This window comes from Prochlorococcus sp. MIT 0603, from assembly GCF_000760215.1.
Taxonomy (GTDB): domain Bacteria; phylum Cyanobacteriota; class Cyanobacteriia; order PCC-6307; family Cyanobiaceae; genus Prochlorococcus_E.
The window spans coordinates 199,999-216,907 of the sequence record NZ_JNAW01000002.1 but is presented as its reverse complement, the minus strand read 5'-3'; the positions used below and the strand labels follow the sequence as shown (position 1 = coordinate 216,907).

Annotated in this window: 20 protein-coding genes; 13 read left to right on the top strand and 7 right to left on the bottom strand. The window is 35.4% G+C overall.

The genetic code is table 11. The annotated features are described in order from the left end of the window. Positions 1–48: 48 nt before the first annotated feature. From EV07_RS02935 to EV07_RS02915, 5 genes are all read right to left on the bottom strand, one after another. Entirely contained in the window at positions 49–2,337 is a 2,289-nt protein-coding gene (locus tag EV07_RS02935; protein ID WP_036917201.1) for a tetratricopeptide repeat protein, read from the bottom strand. Next, entirely contained in the window at positions 2,312–5,443 is a 3,132-nt protein-coding gene (locus EV07_RS02930; protein ID WP_036917200.1) for a CHAT domain-containing protein, read from the bottom strand. The genes EV07_RS02935 and EV07_RS02930 overlap by 26 nt, the downstream gene beginning before the upstream one ends. Positions 5,444–5,474: 31 nt before the next feature. After that, entirely contained in the window at positions 5,475–5,846 is a 372-nt protein-coding gene (locus EV07_RS02925) for a hypothetical protein (protein WP_036917197.1), read from the bottom strand. A gap of 245 nt (positions 5,847–6,091) precedes the next feature. Continuing rightward, positions 6,092–6,352 (bottom strand): hypothetical protein, encoded by a 261-nt coding sequence (locus EV07_RS02920; RefSeq protein WP_152557575.1) that lies wholly within the window; start codon positions 6,350–6,352, stop codon positions 6,092–6,094. Between the two features lie 222 nt (positions 6,353–6,574). Continuing rightward, positions 6,575–6,934, bottom strand: coding sequence for a hypothetical protein (locus EV07_RS02915; protein WP_036917193.1), 360 nt, complete (start codon positions 6,932–6,934; stop codon positions 6,575–6,577). A 162-nt stretch (positions 6,935–7,096) separates the two neighbouring features. Between EV07_RS02915 and EV07_RS02910 the strand changes: the two genes are divergently transcribed. The 13 genes from EV07_RS02910 to EV07_RS02855 all read left to right on the top strand — a co-directional run bounded on the left by EV07_RS02910 (position 7,097) and on the right by EV07_RS02855 (position 15,225). After that, positions 7,097–7,456, top strand: a complete 360-nt coding sequence (locus EV07_RS02910) for a hypothetical protein (protein WP_036917191.1) — start codon at positions 7,097–7,099, stop codon at positions 7,454–7,456. Positions 7,457–7,490: 34 nt separating this feature from the next. Continuing rightward, positions 7,491–7,952, top strand: a complete 462-nt coding sequence (locus tag EV07_RS02905) for a hypothetical protein (RefSeq protein WP_036917189.1) — start codon at positions 7,491–7,493, stop codon at positions 7,950–7,952. A 103-nt stretch (positions 7,953–8,055) separates the two neighbouring features. Continuing rightward, the gene (locus tag EV07_RS02900) at positions 8,056–8,685 is read left to right on the top strand and encodes a tellurite resistance TerB family protein (RefSeq protein WP_036917186.1); all 630 of its coding nucleotides are present in this window, start codon (positions 8,056–8,058) and stop codon (positions 8,683–8,685) included. Positions 8,686–8,783: 98 nt separating this feature from the next. Further along, on the top strand, positions 8,784–9,476 hold the full coding sequence (locus tag EV07_RS02895) for a hypothetical protein (RefSeq protein ID WP_152557577.1): 693 nt from the start codon (positions 8,784–8,786) through the stop codon (positions 9,474–9,476). 469 nt (positions 9,477–9,945) lie between these two features. Continuing rightward, positions 9,946–10,392 (top strand): hypothetical protein, encoded by a 447-nt coding sequence (locus EV07_RS02890; protein ID WP_036917182.1) that lies wholly within the window; start codon positions 9,946–9,948, stop codon positions 10,390–10,392. An 11-nt stretch (positions 10,393–10,403) separates the two neighbouring features. Then, positions 10,404–11,978 (top strand): trypsin-like peptidase domain-containing protein, encoded by a 1,575-nt coding sequence (locus tag EV07_RS09220; RefSeq protein ID WP_052043922.1) that lies wholly within the window; start codon positions 10,404–10,406, stop codon positions 11,976–11,978. A gap of 119 nt (positions 11,979–12,097) precedes the next feature. Then, positions 12,098–12,574, top strand: a complete 477-nt coding sequence (locus EV07_RS02880) for a hypothetical protein (RefSeq protein ID WP_152557579.1) — start codon at positions 12,098–12,100, stop codon at positions 12,572–12,574. 320 nt (positions 12,575–12,894) lie between these two features. After that, the gene (locus tag EV07_RS02875) at positions 12,895–13,125 is read left to right on the top strand and encodes a hypothetical protein (RefSeq protein ID WP_036917177.1); all 231 of its coding nucleotides are present in this window, start codon (positions 12,895–12,897) and stop codon (positions 13,123–13,125) included. A 34-nt stretch (positions 13,126–13,159) separates the two neighbouring features. Next, on the top strand, positions 13,160–13,351 hold the full coding sequence (locus EV07_RS02870; RefSeq protein ID WP_036917176.1) for a hypothetical protein: 192 nt from the start codon (positions 13,160–13,162) through the stop codon (positions 13,349–13,351). Between the two features lie 2 nt (positions 13,352–13,353). After that, the gene (locus EV07_RS02865) at positions 13,354–13,683 is read left to right on the top strand and encodes a hypothetical protein (protein ID WP_036917173.1); all 330 of its coding nucleotides are present in this window, start codon (positions 13,354–13,356) and stop codon (positions 13,681–13,683) included. 64 nt (positions 13,684–13,747) lie between these two features. Then, positions 13,748–13,915 carry a hypothetical protein gene (locus EV07_RS09555; protein ID WP_193742730.1) on the top strand — a complete coding sequence of 56 codons (168 nt, stop codon included), beginning with the start codon at positions 13,748–13,750 and terminating at the stop codon, positions 13,913–13,915. Positions 13,916–14,530: 615 nt separating this feature from the next. After that, a complete protein-coding gene (locus EV07_RS10110; protein WP_275040932.1) occupies positions 14,531–14,653 on the top strand; it encodes a hypothetical protein in 123 nt (40 codons plus the stop codon). A 332-nt stretch (positions 14,654–14,985) separates the two neighbouring features. Continuing rightward, on the top strand, positions 14,986–15,225 hold the full coding sequence (locus tag EV07_RS02855; protein ID WP_052043924.1) for a hypothetical protein: 240 nt from the start codon (positions 14,986–14,988) through the stop codon (positions 15,223–15,225). Between the two features lie 277 nt (positions 15,226–15,502). Here EV07_RS02855 and EV07_RS02850 read toward each other — a convergent pair whose 3' ends face one another. Next, positions 15,503–16,696 (bottom strand): DNA methyltransferase, encoded by a 1,194-nt coding sequence (locus tag EV07_RS02850; protein ID WP_152557581.1) that lies wholly within the window; start codon positions 16,694–16,696, stop codon positions 15,503–15,505. A 2-nt stretch (positions 16,697–16,698) separates the two neighbouring features. Beyond that, entirely contained in the window at positions 16,699–16,890 is a 192-nt protein-coding gene (locus EV07_RS09550) for an ApaLI family restriction endonuclease (protein WP_275040934.1), read from the bottom strand. Positions 16,891–16,909: the final 19 nt, after the last annotated feature.

Below are 16,909 nucleotides of genomic sequence, written 5' to 3'. Positions count from 1 at the left end.
TTTTTTTGCTCATAGAATATAGACAATTGTTCATTGATTCTTTACTCCCTAATTATTGTGGAGTGCTGTTAGGTAAAACTTAATGCATGTTGGATCGCCTAATTTCGATCCTTTATCCCAATATTCACAAGCACCTTTTACATCACCTGAACGATATTTACTAATACCCATATTCCTATAAGCATCAGGATAATTTGGGTTGATTTCTAGAGCAAGGTTCAAATCCTTAATTGATCCCTCATAATCCTCTGACTCACCTTTGTCTATAGCACGGTCTACAATCCATTTCACAGCATCCTTATAGCCTAATTCTAAAGCTTTTTTCCAATATTTAATAGCACGATGAAGGTCTCTCCCCTCTAAAGAAATATTTGCATAGTAATCACCTATAAGAGTGTAGGCATGACCATGATTAGGGTTGATCTCAATAGAAGTTTGGTAATCAGTAAATGCTCCTTGCTGATCTTCTAGAAAGGACTTACAACGTCCCCTATTTACATACGCCTGACATAATTTTGGGTTGATTTCTATTGTCTTGTTGTAGTCAGATATTGCATTTTCATAGTTGCCTAAATGAAAATTTGAAGTGCCTCTACCAAAATAATTTCTACTCTCTTCAGGCTTAATATCTATTGCAGTTGTGTAGTCTTTAATTGCACCTTGAAAATCTATAGTCTTGAACTTTATGTTTCCTCGTAACCAATACGCATATTCACTGTTTTCATTTATTTCTAATGCTTTATCAATATCAAGAATTGCTCCTTCATAATCTTCTATGAAGTCTTTAGCTCGAGCAAGATTTATTAATATGAGGGGGTCTCTAGGATCAATCTCTAATGCTTTGGTCAAGCATTCAATTGCTCCATTAGCATCTCCTAGCTGAATTTTTGCAACGCCAAGACTATTTAAAATAAATTGACTTTCTGGATTTAATTCTAATGCTTTTTCATAATCCTCTATTGCACCTTCTAGATCGCCATGTCCTTCTTTTTCCTTCCCTCTTTCATATATATCAAAATTTTCTTTAACTTTATTGACTAGATTGGAAAATGCCTTTTTAGTTTCATCAGAGTCTTCAACTATATTTCCATCATTATTTCTATTCTTAATTAACAGCCTATATTCTTCTAGTTTCTTGGATTGGTCAAAGTCTATAGGTTTTGTTTCTGTTAAATCGCAGATTATTGTTTTAGTAAGTGCAAAAAGATCGGGGATATGATTTATGTCATCTATTTCAATACCACCTTGTGTAGTAACGATACCTTCGCTATCTACTGTATAAAACTCTGATGCGCCTTTTGCATAATAAGAGAAATTAACTCGACCATCCTCTGAATAGCTATATCTCATCTCAGGTAATTCTCTATCTGTGGAATCATATAGTTCCCATAAATCACAAACTAAATTGTGGATAACATCTAATTTTTCTTTAGCAAGAATGATCTTTGGAAAATCAGACTTATTAATATTGCAAAATACTTTCCAGTTATGCGCACAAGCTTGATCTCCTAATTCTGCTCCTTTCTTCCAGTCTTCACAAGAGCCTTCTTTATTCTTTAATACTTCTTTTGCAATTCCACGATTCAGATATGCTTTTGTAAATTCTGGATTGATCTCAATTGCTTTTGTGTAGTCAGAAATTGCACCAGAATAATCCTTTAAGCTGCTCTTTAGAGCTCCTCTGGCGTAAAAAGCTCTTGTATTGTTTTCATTGATTTCTATTGCCTTGCTGTAATCCTCCATAGCACCTTCAACCTTTTTTAATACTTCTTTTGCACTTCCACGCATCAAATAAGCATCTGCATGATTTGTATCGATTTCTATTGCCTTGCTGTAATCTTCAATAGCACCTTCCTTGTTATAAAGTTGTTGCGCAATACCTCGCCCATAATAAGCATCTGCATTCCTTGGATTAATTTCCAGTGCTTTGAAGAAATCATTTGTTGCTCCAATTGAATCTTTAATTGCTTGCTTAGAAAATCCGCGAGCGGTATAGAAATTAGAATTACTGGGATCGATTTCTATTGCCTTGCTGTAATCAGATATTGCTCCTGAGTAAACCTCTAATTCATAATATTTCGCATATCCACGGAAGTAATATGCAAGTGCATTATTTGGATCAATTTCTATTGCTTTGTTGAAATCATTCATCGCTCCTTCCACGTCATCATTCATCTTGGCAACCCCTCTATCGACATACTCATCAGCAGTGTGAATTTTGAGATTAGAAGTGGTCATGTTTTTAGAAGTAGTGGAGAATTTCCTCCTGACACCATCTCCTTGCTCTGACTGTTTTAGAGTGATTCCAAAATCACCACTTAATCGGTCTCCAGTCACCACTGAGCTGGAATGCTGCCCAAACATAAGGATGTTGCCAGTCTTTGTTGGGATGATTTCTAAATTCTTGTTGGGTTGCGGCTAAAGCATCAGCTCTACCTTCTCCTGCTTTTAATTTTTGATAGAACTTTTTCATAAAGGCTGCTGTTGCTGCATCATCCACTTTCCATAAGGACAACAAACTTGATCTTGCACCTGCAACAGCAATGGCACGTTTAAGACCATAAACACCTTCCCCAGATTGGATGTCACCTTTACCTGATTCACAACCAGAGATCACTGCTAATTCTGTTCCGTTCCAGTCAAGTTTGGTGATTTCTAAAGCAGTTAAATAACCATCATCGTTGGGGTTGGCTTCTGGTTCATTAGCACCAGCTAAAACAATCCCACTTCTAAGAAGTGGATTTTCTTCTCGGAATGCTTTTGGTATAGGAGAGCTTGTGACTAAGTTTCTTGAAAATGGATCAGCCTTAGATGGTTCTTTCTTTTGATTTTCTAAAAAGAAAGAATGACTAGCAATATGCAATACCTTAGGTGACTCTCGTTCTTGCACAGCTAATGCTGTTGCTTTTTTCCCCATTAACAATTTTGCACCAGTGAGTTCAGAGATAGCTTTACCTTCTTGTTTCGTACCTTCTAATGGCTTCCATTGTGATGAACCAAGATCACCAGAGCGTTGTTGAGTTGATGCAACAAGATCAGATTGCTTTGGACGAGCCCAGAATTGTTTGCCACCAAAGTTTGGATTAGCTACGACGAGTGATCGTTTAGTAGACGTTGTTGATCTCTCGGCTAGTTCTAAAAGTTCACGACCAGTTGTTAAAAGACGTAAGTCAATAGCTTCTCCTAAGAATTTGTTGCTAGTTGGAGAACGTAGTGCTGCAAAAGGAATCCGATTGAGTTCTGCATCGGGAGAAATAAATAGTGTTTTAGAATCACCGATTGCTTGAGCTAATGGGGTAATAACAAGTCGGCTGATCTCATCCCAAAGTTGCTGTGCATCATCTAGTGTTTCTTCTGAGTGGCTTAGTGCTTGTTTGATTTTTGATTCAATGGGCTCTGCTAACCCAAGATCAACAGTCTCGATATCTCCATTAGGCTTGAGGATTAATACTTGATAACGCGCTTCTCTCCAGTTCTTTACGTCTAATGCATCAATAGGTTTGTCGAATTTGTATGGCCTGAATTTTTGATATTCAATTAAAATAGAGTTCATAGGCATTGCATTAGCTATTTTAGAAACATCAACTATTCCTATTTTTATTTCAGGCAATAAATTATAGAGCTGTGTTTCAAGACGTTCCTTCTTTTGTATTAAGTTATCAACTCTTGCTTTTGCTATATTTTTTCTAGAGGCAAGTTGATTTGTTATTCCTTTGATATTCTCTGCAATAACCAATTGAGGGCCAGGCAAAGAGGCTAATTCGCTTTGTTTCTTTTCAATTTCTTCTAATAGCCCATGGCGATTTAAACGAGCAAAAAGAGCGAGGTCTTTTCCTTTTGGATGAATATTAGAAGCAGAAAATATTGCAGCATAAGTTATTCCAAAGGTTTTAAGGAAAGCTTCTCTTCTGGAAATTGGTAGGTATATAGACTCTTCTTGTATCTGCTTAAATTGAATCTTTAAACTTCTGCGTAGATAATAATCAGTTTTTTGAAAGCCTTGAAGATTAAAATAGGTCATTGCTAAATTAATCAATGGTTGAATTAATATTGGATTAGATTTCCCATAAGAATCTTCATAGAGGTTTACTGACTCTTGAAGTAAGGGGAGTGCTTTATGATTTTCACCTTGCCACCAATAAGCTGAGCCTAATTGTCCAATTAGATATGGATTAGATTTCTGGTTTTTTAATTGTTTTTTTTCAAGATTGACAAGTCTTTTTAGCATCTTTTCTGCTTTTTTGATGTCACCTTCCAAGAAAGCTATCCAAACTAATGCTAACTGGCCATCAGCCGTTCTAACTTTAATTAGCTTCTTGGCTTTTTTAAAATCTTTCAAATTGATATATGCATAGATTAATGCTTCCCTGGAATTATTTGCTATTAGATTGTCTTTCTCGTTGATAGAAATCAAGAGACTCAATCCTTTTTCTAATAACTCAATAGCTTTTTTTGTATCTCCAAGTGTGCTAGACAGTTTTGCTTCCCAATAAAAAAATCTTGCTGCTTCTAATGTCTTTTCTTCTTCGAGTTTTTCTATTAGGTTTTTAGCCTTGGTTATTAATCCAGGTATCTCTTGGAAGTCTCCAGTAATTAGATATAACTCAATTAATTCCTCAATAGAATCAAGTACCTTTTTGGGCTTTGTAAAACCAAGCGTTGTCTTAAGAATATTGATTGCGCCTTTATAATCCCCCAGCGAGATTTTATCTAATGCAATTTCTTGATAGTAAGAAATATTTTGAGGGTCTAACTCGATTGCTTTAGAGTAATCAATTATTGCTGCCTGATAATCTCCTAATAAACTTTTGCTTAAGCCCCTATTATAATAGGCATTAGTGTAATGAGGATCTAATTTAATAGCTATGGAAAAGTCAAGGCTTGACGCCGCATAATCTCCTGATAGAGCTTTAGTTATGCCTCTTCTGTTGTAGAAATACGGTATATTGGGATCAATATCAATTGCCTTTGTGTAATCAGAAATAGCACCTGAATGATCACCAAGTTCATTTTTTGCGCCACCACGATAAAAATAAGGATAAGGATCCAAACTATTTGAATTAATTTTAATTGCCTTTGTGTAATCAGAAATAGCTCCTTGATAGTCCTTTATCTGACTTTTGCTATTTCCACGATTGAAGTAGACATCTTCATTTTTGGGGTCAATATCAATTGACTTTGTGTAATCTTCTATAGCACCTGAATGATCACCAAGTTCATCTTTGCTAAAACCACGTTCAAAAAAAGCTTCTAAATGTCTTGGGTTAATTTGAATAACTTTTGTGTAATCAGCAATTGCCCCTTTAAAGTCTTTTAATTGTTTTTTTATGTTCGCTCTTTTGTAATAGAAGTCAGCATTTTTTTCATTATTAGAAGTTTCTTCTGCGATAAGAACCTCAGGAACAACTTCTGCTAACAATGCACCATCAATTGCGACAGGCATTAGTAAGGCTAAAGCTAGTGCTGTTTGTTCTTTAATTAACTATTCTCCTAAGTTTGTATTTAGCATAATGACGTGCTTGCTTAATGGCGTGTTTTGCTATAAATGGAATATAGATAATTGTTATAGGGACTTCAAATAATCGAAACAAACTTAGGTCTAAATCAAGGAGACTTTGTAAAAAAGCTGAAAAGAAAGTTAGAAAAAATGATAGCCCTAACAGATATAAAATAGGAGTTCGTGTTCTACGTGTGATTGCATAATAGAGTGCATAAGGTGGAAAAATATGTTTGATGGCTACCCCCCAACCTGTATCAAGTTGTCTTCTATGCCATGCGCTTTTTATGGTTGGCATGAAACCAGTTTTTTTTTGATTGGCAAAACCTGTTTGGTGATTAGTACGCATGGAAAAGACTTCACTACGTACTTTTAGTTCTGACTTGTCTATGGTGATTCTAAATCTGCTAATAATTGGCTATTAACAGATATTGGTATAAGAAATTTAATCGGCACCTTTTGGATGTGTAATACAAACCTTTTTTTAGAGGTCAGAAGAGCAAGTTATTTTAAGGACTAAAAAGAAAGGATATATATCACACAATTATCACAATCGGGGCACAGAGCTATCAGATTTCTTTTATCAAAAGAAAATTAATTACACTTTGCCCCCCTGATGCTTGTGCTCGCACAAGTTACGCTGAATGGGGCTCCATCAATTGATCCATTAATCGTAATGCCTCTAGATCCGGGGTAAATGCCCATAAAAACACGGCGCCAATGTATCGTTCCATAACAGCTAATCCCATACACACCCTCGTCTTTACACTCAAATCTTGACCGAGCTGAAGACGCAATACCTGATACACCTCCAAATAAAATAGCAGCAGCAACTAAAAATTTAGAGATTTTCATTACCTTGAAAGCAATTACAATCTCTCCTAGTTCTAGATTTTGAATGGTGATTCCAAAAAGGAAACGGGACGCGACTTTTTAGTAATTGGTTATCACAATCTAATCACACTATCGCAAAATGTATTACACACCTAATGAGTTTTTAGTGTAATACCAATATTTTTGAGTTATCACAAAATCAGGTCGTGTAATCGGCATTCTAATGAGAACCCTGGCTTTTCATTATCCAACTACTTCTCCAAGTTTTTGTTTTGCAAATAATCTTGCTTTTCTAATACCAAACTTAGCAATATTTGCTGTAGCTATAAATTTTATTAAAAACAGTAGTACAGCAATTCCAGATAATCCTTGCTGAACTTGTGGGTCATCGGATCCAGAGGCGGCTAAGAAGAGAATTATTCGAGGTGGTGTTAATAAAAGATTTAACGAGAAGGTTAATAGAAGTGGTGTGATGGTTTTTCTAGTAACTGCGTAAAAGATTGCTATAAAAATACTGATAATAGGTGGCAATGCATGTCCACATGCATACCCCCAGCCTGTGTCTTTTTGTCTAAGTAACCAGGCTTTTTTGATTTTGTGCATGAGTGAAATTTATTCAGTATGTATTGGTAGTTCTCGCATTTATAGAGTGATTCTATTTGAGTCAATTAATCGAATAAAAAGGGGATTCCTATTTTAACCAGATGTTTTTGGAATCATTCTTTCAGGAGTGGAACAAGAAGAAGGTGAGTCCATTTTATAGATATGAAATTACAGCGACTGATTCTTCTGACAGCTTTTTCAGTAGGGTTGTTTTCTTTTCAAGGGACATCTTCCTTAGCTTATACGAAGTATGAAGAAGATAGAATTGTTGAAAGAGCTGGTGCTGCAGGTATCAAGGTCTCTTTGGACTGTGCCATTGATAAAGGGATAGTGAGTAAACACTATGAAAATTTAGCACTTAGAAATGCTCTGGATAGAAAAAATCTCTCACACTTGTCTGGATGGCTCAAGTCATCAAATGGAAAGAACGTTGTCAAAGAGATTCGTCGGTTGAAAGGTCCTGATTGCAATCAAAAAGCGGAGATTAGTGATATGGAAGCTTTAATGCCTTATTTGGAGTAGATAAGGCATTTATATATTCTTTATAAATTCAGTTATGAAATTAATCCAACTGCTTAAATTCACTAAACATGATTATTCTCGGTATGTACTTATCGCAATAATCAGTTCTTTCTCCTTCTCAACTAATGCTCATGCTGGTTGTTTGTTCGGCCGATGTTCTTCTTTTATAGAAGCAAGCGCGGAATGCCGCAAATGGTCAAGGAGGGGGGGTAAAGTGGATTATTCATATGAAGGTACTAGATGGCTCCCTAATCGGACAAACCCAGACGGATCTGAACCAGACGTACCTTATCTTAACCGTTTTTATACGGAGACATGGACAGAATCAGTTTATCTGAGAGCTTGTAGGCATGAAGAACGAACACAGCAATATCTTGGTTGGGAAAGAAGAGATAAAAATTTACATAAGATTGCTAAGGAGTGCGCAAAGAATAAGAAAAGAGAATGCGGCAGCGCTGCTTTTGGAGGGGAGGTCAAAGCTCATTTTCGCTATTAGCTTTTTTAGTAATTGTTGGAGATATTTTTTATTCAGGCCTTTTGGAATCAACTAATTATTTCCAGAACTAGGTGAAAGTGCCATATAAAACAGGTTTAGAACAATGCTTATTTGGGGCAGTAGAAGTCATGCACACACAACTGAAGGGGGTAGATTCTATTGCCCGGAATGTGGTGGCTATAGGCAATACGAACTTAAGCATGCAAAGCAGTATTTCACTCTTTACTTTATTAGGACTTTCCCAACAGAAGATTTAGGTGAATATGTTGAATGCTCTTCGTGTCAAACAACATATAAGAAATCGATTCTAGATCATGATCCAGAAAAACAGGAAGAAGAAATGAGGACATTATATTTATCGGCCACTTTGGACATAATTGTGAATGTAGCTATTGCTAATAAGAATATTGAAGATTTGGATATTGGTGGAATAGTTATCTGTTTTAAGCGAGCTACAAATATAACTATCGAAAAAGATATGCTCATGAAAACAATTCAACGGGTTAAACATAGCAATCACTCAATTCAAGAAGTAGCGAGATCAGTTGCGCCTTACCTAAGTGATGATGGTAAGGAAGCCATCCTTAGAGCTTCCATAGAAATGGCTAAGTCTTATGGCTCTATTGATAGTGTCAGACTACAAATTCTTCATGAATTGGCTGATGATTTACTTTTGCCCAAAGCCTATTCCAATGGCATTTTTTCAGAAGAGGATGTTGCCAAGAGATATTGATATAAAAAGGTGTTGTTTATTTGGAATCTTCCTGAAAAGTCAGAAATAGATGAATGTAGACATTAAATAATCAAATGCTCAAAACAAAAGGCTCTTTTATGAATCTCAGGAAAAAGAGAATTCCTTTCTTGTTGTTAATATCCCCATTTTTAATGGGTTTTACACCAAGTCCCAATAAAAACCTAGTATTTATTTCATGCAAAGGCACTGAAGAGATTTACAACCCAAAGAAAAAAACATCAATTACTTTTCCATATTTACCTAAAAAGTTTCTTATAAATTCTAAGAATGGTCAAATCTATATAAAAGACTCTCTAGTATTCTATAAGGACCGTAACTACCCTTATGGGAAACTTTATCTGTACAATGAAATAACTAGTAGTTGGAATAAATATAAACCCTATATGATAAATAAAGAAGTATATGTGCCGAATAAATTAGGTAATATTTATAGAGTTGATCATCATGTTAATGATAAATACACCTATGAATCGAGATTCAAAAGAAATATCTTAAATCCTTTAAATAAGACTCTTATTATTACCAAGCATCACACAGGAAAACCAATAAACGGATACAATATTATATCTACAAAAGAAACCATAGAGATAGATTTAAAAGCGCTTACATTAAAGAGTTACGAAGAAACTCCTAGCATGAATTATGACAGCATTTTTCAACACAGAGTTAATGCAAAGTGCACAATAATTAAAAAATTACCTACAATCTCTGATCGCCAACCTCTTGTTCAATTATCTATAGAATCTATACGTAATAATTCATATAATTAAATTAAATAACTTCAATATTGAAGGTCAAAACATATTAACTGAATATCCAGAGAACCTGATTTCAAAATCTAAATCATCCTGAATACTGCTGGCTAAGTCTTTTCTATAAAGACCTCTGTGATAGAACCATTGTGGGTCACTATGACTACTCAGGAGTATTCCTATTAGATTTAAATTATTTTAACTCAATTGTTTAAATCTCCTTGCTTGAAAGCGTTTATTGGAGTGAGATATGAGCGAGTGATTTGACGCGGGAACTCAAAAAGTTGTTGGATTTTGCTGAAATCTATTGCTACTACTCTCTCTACTTTTCTTCCCAAAAAAGTTCCTAGCAGGGGGGGCGTAACAAGAGTTGCGATCAATCTAATCTGTCCAACTTCATAACTTTAAGTATGAACCAAGGATTACAAAAACTGGAATCACGACAAATTACTCAGAACTAATAGGGAATGAATTAAATAACTTCCAAATGAAAAAATTTCTAATTCCATTGCTGACTCTCCCCTCCCTACTTCTTGCAAATGGGGAGACAGCTCTTGCAAATCAATTTACTCAAAAACTAGCAAGTTGCATGATTAATTCTTCAAGCATTAAAGACAAGCAGACATTAAACAAATGGACTTTGCGTTTACAATCAGAGCATCCAGAATTAAAAGATTTAATAAATATGTCTGAAGAAGAAAAACTCAAATTAGATAAAGAAGTGGGGAGTATTTATACAAATTTACTTACAGTAAAGTGCAAGGAAGAATCAAAGAAAGCGATTACTTATGAAGGTTGGGATAAAATGGTCGGTGCTTTTGCGATTTTTGGAAATGCGTCTTCAAGAGTGATAACTAATCACCCTAATGTTAGGAAAACAGCTAATGGTTTTTCTAGATATGTAGATATGACAAAACTAGATTTAATGGATTAAAGGAAGAGTACATGAAACGTATACTAATCCCCCTAATAGTTTCACTTAGTTTTTCTGTTCCTTTTTTTAATGCTGCATGGTGGAGCTTCTCACCTGATTGCAGCAAAAAAGAATATTCAACAAAGGTATTAACGGCAAGATCTAAACCTGGCATAGTGATGATATTTACTGATAAAACATCTGGTAGCGGTTTTGTCGTGCGTCATATAAAAAACAAAACGCTCATCCTTACTAATAGCCATGTAATCAAAGCAGCCAAAACAATTACAGTTGAATGGGCTGATGGTAATCAGGATAAAGCACAAATTGTTCTGGATGGTGGTGCTAAGACAACTTTGACTGATTTAGCTTTGTTAGAAGTTTCAGGGCTAGAAGGACGAGTACTTCCATTGAAGAAAGAGCAAGCAGAGGTAGGAAGAGAAGTTATAGCGATAGGTGCACCTCGAGGCTTAGGATTCTCTTTGACTAAAGGGATTATTAGTAGTCTTAGAAATGCAGGGACAATTGTTCAAACTGATACTGCTATTAATCCAGGGAGTTCAGGTGGGCCATTAATAAATACATCTGGCTGTGTAGTTGGAATTAATACTTTAGGAATTACAAAAGATGTCGGATTGAACTTTGCGATTTCAAGCCAAACCGCTAAACGTTTTGTTGATAAGTATGAGTCAAAAAGCAATCAAAACAACTATCAAAGCAATGAAGCTATTGATAATCGTAAAAGCAAAAGTGAAAGTGAAAGTAATGATAACAATGAAAAAGCTCACAAAAAATCTAAAGACCATATAAACAGAATTAAAGAGATTGCTAGAATTCCAGGTAAAAATAGAGAGGTTATTAACCTTGCAAATATCGCATTAGCTCTAAAAGAAAGTGCTTTAGGATATTCCTATCGAGGTTATGCAAAAGCAGGATTAGAAGACTATCAAGGAGCTATTAATGATTTCACAAAAGCAGTGGAATTATGGCCGGTTGACTTTAAATCCAAATCAAAAACTAAACTTTATAGAAGGACCCTAGCCAGAATTCATACGAGTCGAGGAAGAGCAAAAATATTTTTAGAAGATTTTGAAGGAGCTATTAATGATTTCACAAAAGTAATAAAGCTAAAGTCTACGGAAGAAATGGTCAAATCCAAGGCTTATAACCTTCGCGGCATAGCAAAAGCAGAATTGGAAGACTATGAAGGAGCTATTAATGATTTTACAAAAGCAATAGGAATAAAGCCTGCAGATAACAAAAGCATAACCGGCTCTTATCTCAATCGAGCTATTGCAAAAATGAAATCAGGAGACTATGAAGGAACTATTAGTGATTTCACAAAAGCAATAAAATTAGATCCATATAACAAAGACAATTATGTGAGACGAGGACTTGCAAAAGAGGAGATGAAAGACTATGCAGGAGCTATTAGTGATTACACAAAAGCAATAAAATTAGATCCAAATAACATAAGAACTTATGTCAATCGAGCCATGGCAAAAGAGTTGATTAAAGACGAGTCTGGTGCATGTTCTGATTTTCGCAATGCTTACCGATTAGGGTTCTCCCAAGCCAAGAACTTAATGAGAAGAAGTTGCAAATAAATTCCAATTATTATGATTCTCTCTATAGCTGCCTTAAGAAGGGATTACAATAGAATCAACAAATATCAAATCAATATTAGAGAATGTACTTCTGGAAGATAGAGAAACTAAAGAGAACCTTGGCGAAGGGTCCTCTCTCGCAGGATGAGATATTCAAATATCTAGTTTATTTTCTCTTTTTATTTTGGATTGCATCAATTTGGGCCTCTGGAGGTAACTACACTCCCCCTATATCGAAATGGATAACATACCCAGCAGTATTAATCGCTGATCTTTTAGAGGTTTTTGCATCATATAGATTTAATGGAGGTAGGTATGGTAATGATTTCCTTGGAAGATATTTTCCAATCAAATTACTAACAACTTTAAGATTATTTATCTTTTCTTGGTTGATATTATCTTTAATCATACTTCCCCTCAGTTGGGATACTATAGATTCAATAGGAGGAGAAGACGTCTTTGTTGAACTCCTCAAAACAAAACCCCTCTATGAAATCATATTTACTTATTCATATTTAGTATTTTGGAGGTTAATACTCCCTCTGAGAATAATTTTTCATATGAGGTCAATTAGAAAAAATGAGATCAATAATTAATCTCTAATGTAGAACTTTCCAATAATCTTCAAGATAATAAAATTTAAAAATATCCCGAACACAACCCGAACACAAATATTCCGAAGTTGAAATATCCTGAATGCTTCAGGATAAGTCTTTTCTCTAAGAGCTCTTTGATAGAGGTGTTTTGGGTCATTATGACTACTTAGGAGTATTCCTTATCAGTGAAAACGGAGAGGGGGAATGAATGTACAAAAGAAGTATGAAAAGAATGAATCATCCGAACCCATGTGGAATCAACCTAAATAATCAGAACAAGAGTTAAGTGTAAGGAGGCAACCTCCACTACCAAAAAGAAAATGACTACTTCAAACAAAAATGCAAAAGGACACAAGCGAATTGGAGCAGTATTAGGCCTTGCTCTTGTTTCTTCTGTCGTTGGGCTCAGTGCAATGACATCTTCTGCTGAAGCCCATGGGCCTTCTGGAATCAAAGTCTGTGAAGATAGATGGACCGGAAAGTTATATAACTGCAATAAAATAAGTGATTCATTCCGTGGAATCAACCTAAATAATCAGAACAAGAGTTAAGTGTAAGGAGGCAACCTCCACTACCAAAAAGAAAATGACTACTTCAAACAAAAATGCAAAAGGACACAAGCGAATTGGAGCAGTATTAGGCCTTGCTCTTGTTTCTTCTGTCGTTGGGCTCAGTGCAATGACATCTTCTGCTGAAGCTAAATCATCATGCGTTTATTATGAAACTGGCAAAACCTGGTATTCGAGCGGCGGGCGACCAGAGTGGGTTTGTGAGTAATCATGAAAATCTTATTCTTGACCCTAATCTCTGTACTAGCGATCCCAGAAGCAGCTAATTCTTTTCCTGCTTTTGGGAAATATCCTTCAATGCTTCAAGCAAAAGTTGCCTGCGAGGAATGGGTTGAAAAAGATGAATTTGCATCGATTTCGTTTAACCCATCGATGAATAAGAAAGATATCCCTAAAGCGAGCAAAAGATGGTGTTCTAATGAATCCGAGACAAATCAATTTCTAGGGATGGAGAGGAACTTGGCAACTTATTACTGGAGCGAAGAAGAATGGACTAAAGGGGCAAGGTCAACAATAGTAAAAAGGAATTTTAGATATTAAAGAATTAAGTTCCTCCAAAGCTCAGGGTGTTCAATACTTCACTGACTGCCTTTCTATCTCAGCAATGGAACAGGTTAAGTTACGGAAGAGAGAAGAATGGAACGATATGCTTGAAGATTTCATAGACAACCCTCATTCTTCTGCTAACCACATAGTGTTTGGGATGAATGTAGACCAAAGAAGACAAGCAAGATTAAAGGAAGACAACAAATCAGTCCCCACCTGGGTTTAGGTGCAATAAGGGGTCTATACAGGGAAGAGTAAGGGTGGAACCTTCCCTTAAGTGAGGAAGAAGAGTTATAAAAGACAAACCTTCCTCCCTTAAACTCCGCTCTCTGCCGTGTGAGCGAAGCGAACTAGGCATTGTGAGTACTACTTCTACTTGGAGTGGAGGGAGTAAGTAAAAGTTAGAGAACTATCCTCAAACTTCTCTCTCCTAACTCTAACGCTGGCAACGTATTACACGTATATCACGTATTAACATCAACCACCCCTATAAGCAATACAGAACCATAATGTTACCCACCCAAACTAAACAGATTAAATCCAACTGGTACTACGTCTTTTGGTCTATCGCTACTGTGTCAGTGGTAGTAGGACAGATATATGTAGGAATGAGTTATAGGTCTATGGCAGAAGCATTAAAACTAACCTTAACTTGAGTGAAGAAGAGAGAAAAAAGAAGGATAAAGCTTATATCAAAGGCAGAGAAGAGACCTGTCTTAGTAGAAAGAAAGCAAGGAGAGTCCTTAAAAAATGAGATAAATTTGAGAAGTCAGTACGTATAGGGTAGGCGAAATAAATGGGCCCCGTAGGGCTCTCGAAGATAATTAGAGGAGAAAAGGGTATGACTTCGTCCATTTTTCTGTCCAAAAGGCTTGGACAAGTAGAAGTGAGAGGTATTGAGTCAAGCTATTTGCATCTTGGAAGATTGCAGGTTGGCAATGACCTAGTTCAATCCTTTGCTTGATTCGAGTAACTGATCTCAAAACTAAGAAAACAAAAGAGTTCGCCTATCAGAAAGAAGGCGCAGCTCGAAACAAAATTATCCGCTTGATTAATAGAGGCGATTACGAAATTACCGTCTGTGATTCAGACACCGTTCACCATTTACTACCAGAAGAAGAACTCAATGACTTGTATGAGTAGCAGGCCTTATTCCACACGCTTAAACCAGCTAATTGCACTGATTGAAAACCATCCAAATAGAAAAGAGATCTTGCGATTAGCAGAAGAACAGATGATCGATGACTTCGAATATCCAAAGAATTTCAAACCTAACCACCTTTAATCGAACCTTCAATGATGAGACTTACACCCAAGCTCGTAAAGCAAAGAGATGCTGCTGACTATTTCAACGTCAGCGAAAGAACCATTCAGAGATGGAGGACTAATCAAATAATCAAAGCAGGTATCCATTACAGAAGAAAAACACCAGCTATACCTAATTCTCCTTACCTCTACGACCTGGAGAAGTGCGAAGAGAAACTCAACGCTGTAGATCGAAAGAATGCTAAAAGCATGGAAGTTTGTAGTCGATAAACATGTCCATGACTGGACTTACTATGACAATTTTGGCACCTTTTTGGCACCTACCCTGTTAGCCATTCCTTGAGATCCTAGTCGGGGCGACAGGATTCGAACCTGCGACCTAGTGCTCCCAAAGCACCACACACCCTATTGGTAACACTAGGTTTTTAAGCTATGTCTAAATATTTGCGTTATGTTGCGTTATTTGTCCAGACAAACTATGAAAGATTTGTCCGCAATTTATCCGCTAATTTCAATTACTTAGCATATAAGAACAAAAGTCTAAATATTATTTTAGATTTTTAATTAATTCTTTTAGAGAAAATGCCGCAGAATTAATAATATACAAATTGTTTTGAATATTCTCAACTTCAATTAAAGATATTGTTGTTTGTATCACTATTAAATAAGAAAATTTTTTGTTTATTGATGCTTTATTTAAAGAGTTAATCGTATCTTGAATGCATTCATTAAAACGCTGAATCCTTAATAGAGCGGGATCTTTATCCTTTATGTTTACGATAGCATCTATACCTTTATTCCTTTGAACAGGAACTAAATCAATTCCAGTTAATATATTCAGGTATTCTTTTTGAGCATTAATATAAGAATTAAATCCTTTTTTAATTAAATTTGACTTAGAAATTACTGGTTTCTCTAGTCTTTCTTTAGCAAGTAATATTGCATCTTTTGAGATATCAATTCCAGTAAATTTTCTATTTAATATTTTTGCAGCAACAAGGGTTGTACCACTACCACAATATGGATCAAGAACCAAATCATTTTCATCTGAATAAAGTTTTATTATTCTTTCAAGAAGCTCTAAAGGTTTTTGAGTAGGGTACCCCACTCTCTCTTTTGCCTTGGGGTTTAAAAAAGGTATCGTCCATACATCCGAAATTGGAACCCCACGTTTTGAACCTGAACCTTTAATATTTCCATATTCATCTCTAGCATAAACGGATTTGCCTCTATGATCCTTTTTACGAGCCTGAAGTATTTGATCAATATTCGTGGTTGGAGCATAATCTTCAAGAATTTGATTATATTTATAATCTTTATTTTTTGAGTAAACAAATATTGTCTGATGATTTGGAATTGGACATTTTTGGGAATTGGTCCATCTCTTGTAATGCCAAATTATTTCTGAACGAAAATTAGAATATCCAAAAACATCATCTAGTATTTTTCTTATTATGTAATTTGCAGAAGAATCACAATGAACAACTATAGAACCTCCTTTTTTTAAAACAAAATACAAAATCTTGATCCTTTCTAATAATGACTCTCTATAGTCATCTATGGTCGCCCATCTATCTTCAAAGGCATAATTTTCCTTTCCATCTCTTGAATTAAGTTTTTGCTCCTTTTGACTGTAAAAAGGTGGATCTAAATAAATTAAATCATAAGTTTCAGAAGGAATGGTTTTGCATTTTTCTAAGCAATCCCCATGAATTATTTTGTCTTGGTATTGATTTTTCAAGATTAATTTTCTGAGGCAATATTTTTTATAATTTTTTTTAAATCTATTTTTATCTCATTTTTTATATAACTCCATGCATCCTCCCTTGCATAATATTTCCCATTTACTCCCTCATATAATGTTTTAAGCATATCTTGATTTTTTAAATCTCGCCTTGAGGTGTTTAAAGAACTTCTGCCAAGAACGAATAACAGAATCAGGAATAGGTTTATT